General features: G+C 64.5%; 10 protein-coding genes. All 10 read left to right on the top strand.

Annotation, left to right across the window (positions count from 1 at the left end; all coding sequences use genetic code 11):
* Positions 1–306: 306 nt before the first annotated feature.
* Positions 307–1,977: a nitrite/sulfite reductase gene (locus tag QZY06_RS09505; RefSeq protein ID WP_295683364.1), complete on the top strand. Its 1,671-nt coding sequence runs from the start codon at positions 307–309 to the stop codon at positions 1,975–1,977.
* Positions 1,974–2,477: a DUF934 domain-containing protein gene (locus QZY06_RS09500; protein WP_295683361.1), complete on the top strand. Its 504-nt coding sequence runs from the start codon at positions 1,974–1,976 to the stop codon at positions 2,475–2,477. The genes QZY06_RS09505 and QZY06_RS09500 overlap by 4 nt, the downstream gene beginning before the upstream one ends.
* Before the next feature lie 62 nt (positions 2,478–2,539).
* Positions 2,540–3,553 carry a GTP 3',8-cyclase MoaA gene (gene moaA / locus QZY06_RS09495; protein WP_295683359.1) on the top strand — a complete coding sequence of 338 codons (1,014 nt, stop codon included), beginning with the start codon at positions 2,540–2,542 and terminating at the stop codon, positions 3,551–3,553.
* A gap of 3 nt (positions 3,554–3,556) precedes the next feature.
* A complete protein-coding gene (locus QZY06_RS09490; protein WP_295683356.1) occupies positions 3,557–3,802 on the top strand; it encodes a MoaD/ThiS family protein in 246 nt (81 codons plus the stop codon).
* 3 nt (positions 3,803–3,805) lie between these two features.
* Positions 3,806–4,255: a molybdenum cofactor biosynthesis protein MoaE gene (locus QZY06_RS09485; RefSeq protein ID WP_295683354.1), complete on the top strand. Its 450-nt coding sequence runs from the start codon at positions 3,806–3,808 to the stop codon at positions 4,253–4,255.
* Positions 4,256–4,285: 30 nt separating this feature from the next.
* Positions 4,286–4,717, top strand: coding sequence for a cyclic pyranopterin monophosphate synthase MoaC (moaC, locus tag QZY06_RS09480; protein ID WP_295683351.1), 432 nt, complete (start codon positions 4,286–4,288; stop codon positions 4,715–4,717).
* Between the two features lie 43 nt (positions 4,718–4,760).
* A complete protein-coding gene (locus tag QZY06_RS09475; RefSeq protein ID WP_295683348.1) occupies positions 4,761–5,177 on the top strand; it encodes a ketosteroid isomerase-related protein in 417 nt (138 codons plus the stop codon).
* Between the two features lie 198 nt (positions 5,178–5,375).
* Positions 5,376–5,969 carry a GNAT family N-acetyltransferase gene (locus tag QZY06_RS09470; protein ID WP_295683346.1) on the top strand — a complete coding sequence of 198 codons (594 nt, stop codon included), beginning with the start codon at positions 5,376–5,378 and terminating at the stop codon, positions 5,967–5,969.
* A complete protein-coding gene (locus QZY06_RS09465) occupies positions 5,966–6,853 on the top strand; it encodes a carbon-nitrogen hydrolase family protein (protein ID WP_295683343.1) in 888 nt (295 codons plus the stop codon). Before QZY06_RS09470 ends, QZY06_RS09465 begins: the two co-directional genes overlap by 4 nt.
* A gap of 23 nt (positions 6,854–6,876) precedes the next feature.
* Positions 6,877–8,160, top strand: a 1,284-nt coding sequence (locus QZY06_RS09460) for a patatin-like phospholipase family protein (protein ID WP_295683340.1), incomplete at its 3' end; no start/stop codon positions are given.

Raw genomic sequence — 8,160 nt, 5'->3', positions numbered from 1 at the left:
GCGCCGTCTGGCCGCCCGCGAAGCCGCTGGCGGTATCGATGTTCGGCAGCGGGGCCGTGCACGCGCCGAGCGCCATGACCAAGGACAGCATCACTGCTCGGTGAATACGCCGGCTCATCGTTTTCATCTCGGCCAAAAAAAGATCGCGGACCGTATCAGGCATAAATGGCGGAACGATGACGGATCATCAGCGGGTGCCGAGCCGGGCAGACGCGGGCCAATCAGGAAAGTTATTAGGATATTCCTTGGCGCGCCGCGTAAAGTGCGCACCCGCCAACGCGTGCGGGTCTGCCAGCGGTAAGGCCAATGTATCAATACGACGAATACGACCAGAAACTGGTCGATGAACGAGTCGCGCAGTTTCGCGACCAGACCCGGCGCTTCCTCGCCGGCGAACTCCCCGACGACGAATACCGCATGTTGCGCCTGCGCAACGGGCTGTACGTGCAGCGTTTCGCGCCGATGCTGAGGATCGCCATCCCGTATGGCCTGCTCGCTTCGAAGCAGCTGCGCATGCTCGGCCATATTGCCCGCACGTACGACAAGGGCTACGGCCATCTGACGACGCGCCAGAACCTGCAGTTCAACTGGCCGACGCTGGAATCGGTACCGGACATCCTGGCCGATCTGGCCACCGTGCAGATGCACGCGATCCAGACCAGCGGTAACTGCATCCGCAATGTCACCTCGGATCATCTGGCCGGCGTGGCTGCCGACGAACTGGTCGATCCGCGTCCGTACTGCGAGATCGCCCGTCAGTGGGCGACCTTGCATCCCGAATTCAACTGGCTGCCGCGCAAGTTCAAGATCGCGATGAGCAGTTCGACGACCGATCGCGCCGCAACCCGCGTGCACGACATCGGCGTGCACATCATCCGTAACGAAGCCGGCGAACTCGGCTATACGATCTATGTCGGCGGTGGCCTGGGCCGTACGCCGATCATCGGCGTGAAGATTCGCGACTTCCTGCCCGAAGCCGATCTGCTCAGCTATTGCGAAGCGGTGCTGCGCGTCTACAACCGCCTCGGCCGTCGCGACAACATCTACAAGGCGCGGATCAAGATCCTGGTCAAGGAAACCGGCCCGGCGAAGTTTGCCGAGATGGTCGAAGCCGAATGGGCGCAGATCAAGGATTCCTACCTGAAGCTGACCCAGGCCGATCTCGACCGGGTCAAGAAGCACTTCAGCTCACCGGCCTATGCCGCTGATGCCGCGAACGACACCAGCTACGCGCAGCAACTGGCAGCGAACGGCAGCTTTGCCGCCTGGACCCGCCGCAATCTGAAGGCGCATCGCGTGCCCGGCTACTCGGCCGTGTTCGCCTCGCTGAAGGCCAAGGGCGTGGCCCCCGGTGATATCGACGCCGCCCAGCTCGATGCCGTGGCCGATCTCGCCGATCGCTACTCGTTCGGCGAAGTGCGAGTCACGCACACGCAGAACCTGGTGTTCGCCGATGTGCAGCAGAAGGATCTCTATCCGCTGTGGCAGGCGCTGGCCGGCATCGGTCTGGCAACGCCGAACATTGGTCTGTTGACCGACGTGATCTGCTGCCCGGGTCTCGATTTCTGCTCCTTGAGCAACGCCAGCTCGATCGCCGTCGCCGAGGAAATCTTCGAACGCTTCGAGAACCTCGACGATCAGCACGACATCGGCGAGATGAAGCTGAACATGTCCGGCTGCATGAATGGCTGCGGCCATCACAGCGTCGGCCACATCGGCATTCTCGGCGTCGATAAAAAAGGCGAGGAGTGGTACCAGATCACCCTCGGTGGCTCATCGAGCAACGACGCCAGCCTCGGCGATCGCACCGGCCCGAGCGTGTCGCGTGCCGACATCGCCAACGCCGTGCAGAACCTGATCGAAACCTATCTCGACGTGCGGATGAGCGAGGACGAATCCTTCCTCGCCTGCTATCGCCGGGTCGGCATGGTGCCGTTCAAGACGCGGCTGTATGCCAAGGTCGAGGCTGAAGCGTGAGTACCTTGATCCGCAATCTGCGCATCGAAGCCGATGACTACGTCTCGCTCGCCGATGACGCGCCACTGCCAACATCGGGCAAGCTCATCGTCAGCCATGCGCGCTGGCTGGCCGAGCGAGAGGCGCTGCTCGCCTCAGGTCTGAGCATCGGTATCAAGCTGCCGAACACCGTCGACGTCGCCACGGTGCTGCCGGAGATCGCCGAGCGGCCGCTGATCGAACTGGACTTCCCGAGCTTCCCGGACGGCCGCGCCTACTCGCAGGCCCGTCTGCTCGCCGAACGCTTCCAGTTCAAGGGCGAACTGCGCGCCACCGGCAAGGCCGTGGTCCGCGACCAGTTCCAGTTTTTGCTTCGCTGCGGCTTCAACAGCTTCGAGCTGCGCGATGGCCAGGACCCGGCCGCCTGTCTCGCCGCGGTCCACGAATTCAGCGTGCCTTACCAGCAAGCGGCCGATCATGCAGAGCCGGTGTTTCTGCGTCGCCGCGGCAACGCTGCCTAACCGGCTGAAAACAGCATAAAAAGCCAGCGCCATGCGACGGGGTTCAAGTCGTACAATGGCGCATGACGCAGCTCTCCCGCCCGACCGCTACGGCCCCGCTGCCGATCCAGGATCGGTTCGGCCGCATCAAACGCAAGCTGCGGATTTCGCTGACTGACCGCTGCAATTTCCGCTGCCCGTACTGCATGCCGGAACGCCCCGAGTTCATGGACCGGGCCGATCGCCTCAGCCGTGTCGAACTCTCCCGCATCCTGATGCTGTTCGTCGGCGAACTCGGCGTGAACCGGCTGCGTCTGACCGGTGGCGAACCGCTGCTGCGCCGCGACCTCGAAGGCATCATCGAAGACGCGCAGGCGCTGCGGCCATTCGGCCTGGAACGCATCAGCCTGACCACCAACGCCGCGCTGCTGGAAAAGCGCGCGCCGGCGCTGAAGGCCGCCGGTGTCGACGACCTGAACATCAGCCTCGATGCGATGGACCCGACGATCTTCGCCAAGCTGTCCGGCGGACGTTCGATCAAGCCGGTGCTGGCCGGCATCGTCGCCGCCCGCGACGCCGGCATCCCGGTGAAGCTCAACGCGGTGATCATCCGCGGCATCAACGAAGGCGAGATCCTGCCGCTGGCCCGCTACGCCGCGCAGGAAAAGCTGCCGCTGCGCTACATCGAATTCATGCCCCTCGACGGTCGCGGCGAATGGACGCGGGATCGCGTGGTGCCGCAAGCCGACATCCTCGACCATCTGCGCGCCGAGTTCGCCGTCAACGCGCTGCCGCGCTCGAACGATCCGGCGGCCTATTACGAGCTGAACGACGGCAACGAGATCGGGATCATCGCCACCGTCTCCAATCCGTTCTGCGCCAGCTGCGACCGCCTGCGGATCACCGCCGACGGCTCGCTCTATCCCTGCCTGTTCTCGAAGAACGGCATCAGCCTGCGCGACCCGATGCGTAACGGCGCCGACGATGCCGCGCTGTCCAAACTCATTCGCGCGACGGTCTGGAACAAGGATGCCGGCTATGCGGCCAATCCCGGGTATTCGGATCGGCCGATTGCGATGAATTCTTTAGGCGGCTGAGCGATGCGCGTGACCATTGAGTGCTGTGGCGCGAGTGCGCGCTGGTGCGGGGCCGATGCGATAACACTTGATCTCGCGGCCGGCGCTACAGGCAACGATGCACTTGATGCACTTGCCGAGCGTTATCCCGATTTCTCCGCTCGCCGCGACAGCGTTGCCATTGCCAGCGGCGATGCGATCACTTCACCGACAGCACCGCTGTTCGACGGCGACGTCATCGCGCTGATTCCGCCGGTCTCCGCGGGCTGAACGATGAGCGCCATCAAGTCCCTGCCCCGCCTCCGCGACGGCGCCCTGAACCTTGCCGACTGGCTCGTCGAAGCTCAGCCTGCCGATGCCGGGGCACTCGCAGTGTTTGCCGGCACGGTGCGCAACGAGCATCTCGGCAATGCGGTCAGCGGCATGACCTACCACGCGCATCGCGGCCTCGCCGAAGCGCGGCTGCGCGAGATCGAGGCAGCAGCGGAAGCGCGCTTCAAGGTTCATGTACTGGTTGCGCACGCGGTCGGTGTACTCGCGATCGGTGAGGTCAGCGTCATCGTCGTGATCCGCGGCGGTCATCGCGCTGAAGCCTTCGAGGCCTGCCGCTGGACGATCGACACGATCAAGCAGGCGGTACCGATCTGGAAGGAAGAACACTACGTCGACGGTGCCGTGCGCTTTCTCGAAGGCGTGCCGATCAAGCCGGTCGAATCACTCTGAATCAACAACTGCGAACCCAATGAGAGCCCGATGAGGGATGTAAGCCCCAAGGAAGTGACCCTGCGCGTAGCCGTGGCGCAAGCCGTGGTCGATGTGCCGGCCGATGTGCTGATCCGTTTGCGCGAGAAGACGCTCGACAAGGGTGATGCGCTGGAGATCTCGCGCGCGGCCGGCATCCTCGCGGCGAAGCGCACTTGGGAGTTGCTGCCGCTGTGCCATCCGATTCCGGTCGAGCGACTGGACCTGACGTACGCGTTCACCGAGACCACGGTGACCGTGCTGGTCGAGGTCGCGACCCACGCTCGCACCGGCATCGAGATGGAAGCGCTGACCGCCGCGAGCATCGCCAGCCTGTGTCTGTACGACATGCTGAAACCGCACGCCGGCACCAATCTGCGCATCCGCGATGTGCTGCTGCTGAAGAAGACCGGCGGCAAGTCCGGCGATTTCCTGCGCGCCTGAGCTGGCCCGGGCGCGCTCCAGTCCCTGAAAGAGGAATCCGACGATGTCCGTGGAAAACACCCGTGAGCTGCTTAGCCGTTACTACGGCGCCTTCAACCGCTGCGACTGGCCGACCTTCCTGGGCCTGCTGACCGACGACATCATTCATGACGTCAACCAGGGCGGCCGCGAAATCGGCAAGGACGCTTTCAATGCGTTCATGGACAAGATGAACCGCTCGTACTCGGAACAGATCGCCGACATCGTCATCAACGTCAATGAGGACGGCAGTCGCGCGGCGGTGGAATTCCTGGTGCTCGGCAAGTACCTGAACACCGACGAAGGCCTGCCGGAAGCGAACGGCCAGACCTACACCCTGCCCGCCGGCGCGTTCTTCGATATTCGCGATGGCAAGGTCGCGCGAGTGACCAACTACTACAACCTGAATGACTGGTTGACGCAGGTGAGGGGTCGCGCTTAGCGATCACTGGTCGCTGCGACGCCGAACGCCCGGCCATGGCGGATCGCATGCGATCCGGGGCCGATCCTCGAATCAAGAAGCTACTGTCTCGCCATAGACGGCTTCGACGACATCGAGGTGCGGCGCTCGCTGAAAGTGCGTCCCTCACCCGGCCTTCGGCCACCCTCTCCCGGAGGGAGAGGGTAAGCGGAGATTGCAGTGTCAGAACTCAGAATCGAACAACTCCGCGGCAGCGAGATCGCCTCGAAGATCGACGCGCTCGCCGCCGTGCGCATCGCCGTGTTCCGCGCCTTTCCGTACCTGTACGAAGGCTCGCGCGACTACGAGGCGCATTACCTCGATCTGTACGTGCAGTGCCCGCGCAGCCTGGCGATCCTGGTCTGGGATGGCGAGCGCTGCATCGGCGCGTCCACCGTGCTGCCGCTCGCCGACGCCGGTGCTGAAGCGCAGGCGCCGTTCATTGCCGGCGGCCACGCGATCGAGACGATCGACTACTTCAGAGAATCGGTGCTGCTACCCGAGTACCGCGGTCACGGCCTCGGCGTGAAGTTCTTCGAACTGCGTGAAGCGCATGCCGCCGAACTGGGCCTGCAGGTCTGCGCGTTCTGCTCGGTGCAGCGTTCGGACGATCATCCGTTGAAGCCGGCCGGCTATGTGCCGAACGATCGCTTCTGGGGCAAGCGCGGCTATGTGAAGGCGCCGGAGATCGTCACCACATTTTCGTGGCCGGACATTGGAGAGACTGAATCGACCGCGAAGCCGATGACTTTCTGGCTGCGCCGCCTGCCATGAGTACGCGCGCCTTCACTGTCGCCGCCGCGCAGTTCCCGGTGTTCTCGCCGAACACCTGGAACGAGGTCGACGCGTTGGTCGCGCAATGGGTGGGCAACGCCGTCGCCCGTGGCGCGAAGCTGCTGGTGTTCCCCGAGTACGGCTCGATGTCGATCGCTCATCTCGATGCCGCGACGCGCTCCGATCTGCACGGCCAGATCGCCGCGATGCAGGCGCATCGCGAGGCTTGGCTGACGCTGCACCGGCGGCTCGCGCAAGCGCATCAGGTCTACATCCTCGCCGGCAGCTATCCCTGGACCCTGGCCGATGGCCGCACGGTCAACCGCGCCTGGTTCTGCGCGCCGGATGGCCGCGCCGAGTATCAGGACAAGGCGGTAATGACCCGCTTCGAGCGAGAGCAATGGAACATCTGGAGCGAGCCGCCGCTGAAGCTGTTCGATACCGCGCTCGGCAGGATCGCCGTCAACATCTGCTACGACTCCGAATTCCCGCTGCTGGCGCGCGCCGCCTGCGAAGCCGGCGCCGAAATCATCCTGGTGCCGAGCTGCACCGATACCCTGGCCGGCTACTACCGGGTCAAGGTCGGCGCGCAGGCGCGCGCGCTGGAAAACCAGTGCTACGTGATCCAGTCACCGATCGTCGGTGAGGCCGCGTGGTCGCCAGCCGTCGACGTCAATATCGGCAGCGCCGGCGTCTATGGCCCGCCGGATCGCGGCTTTCCCGATGACGGCGTGATCGCCCTCGGGCCGCTGAACGAGCCGCAATGGCTGTATGCCGAGATCGATCCGTCGAAGGTTGCTGAGGTGCGCGAGAACGGTGCCGTGCGGCCGTTTCGGCACTGGCCGGAGTCGGCCGCGGCCCTCGTCGTTCCGCTATCGCTGTAAGCCTCAATCTAGACGATTGCTCGATGACCGCACCGACGCACAAGCAGTTGCTGATCCTGCAGCGCATGGAAATGTCGCTGGTCCGCGCCGTGCTCGCCAAGCCCTCGTTCCTGGTTTCGCGCGAGTACAAGCAGCTGCGTTACCTGCTGAGTTTCGCGCGGCTGCATGTCTTCGCTCCCGGTGGCGTCGATGGCAATGCGCGCCGCGAAGACGTGGAACTGGCGCAGGACCTGATCGCGCCGCTGCGCGAAAGAGTGCTGCAGGATCTGAACAAGCCGCTGAGCCATGAGCGCGATCCGGAGCGGCGTCTGGCAGGTGCCAATACCGTGCTCCGCGCGCTGTATCCGAGTCTGGTCTCAGCACGGCGGCAGCTGCTGCGTCGCCATGAAGGCAGCTTCAACGAGGCCGAGCTGGATGCCGAAGTCGGCCGCAAGGCGCTGGTCACGATCATGGGCGGCGGCGGCGGTGCCGGCTATGTCTACATCGGCGCAGCCGCACGCTTGAGAGCCGAGCAGACCTCGTCCGATTACATCGTCGGGGCCTCGATCGGCGCGCTGATCGGCGCCTTCCTGAGCCGCGCCCGGCAACTCGACATCGAAGCGCTGATGGCCTGGGCCAAGGGTTTGCAGACGCGGCACATCTTCGCCCGTCCCCACATCGGCGCCACCCACACGCTGCCCGGCCTGATGCGCCTGCATCTCAGCGGCATGGAGACGGCGATGCGCCATCCGGACGGCTCGCCGCTGCGGCTCAAGGATCTGGAGATTCCCTACGAAGCTGTGATCGCCGGCATGCGCACCAGCGTCTACGACCACATGCCGGCGACGATGCGCGAGCTGCTCACCGCGCAGGTGCGCAACAAGTCGTTGTCGCGGCTGGTCACCGAGCGGATGCTGCTGATCGGCACCTTCTTCAATCCACGGGTTGTCAAACCGATCGTGCTCGGTCGTGATCCGTCGACGCGCGGGCTAAGAGTGATCGATGCCGTTGGTCTTTCGGCCGCGATTCCCGCCGTGCTGCAGTACGAGCCGAGGCGCCGCGATGCGATCAGCGATGCCGTGCTGACGCGGCTGCGCGAGGAACATGCGGTCGCCTTGTTCGCCGATGGTGGTGTCGCCGCCAACGTGCCGGCGCGTATTGCCTGGGAAGGCGTGCACAGCGGCCGTATCGGCACTCGCAACGCGTTCTACCTGGCGCTGGACTGCTTCCATCCACAGTTCGATCCACGCCATCTGTGGCTGTGGCCGGTGACTCAGGCGATTCAGCTGCAGCTGCCTTCGCAGCGGCCCTACTTCGACTGGCTGATG

This window comes from uncultured Nevskia sp., from assembly GCF_903885465.1.
Classification (GTDB): Bacteria; Pseudomonadota; Gammaproteobacteria; order Nevskiales; family Nevskiaceae; genus Nevskia.
This window is presented reverse-complemented; position numbering and strand designations above follow the sequence as displayed.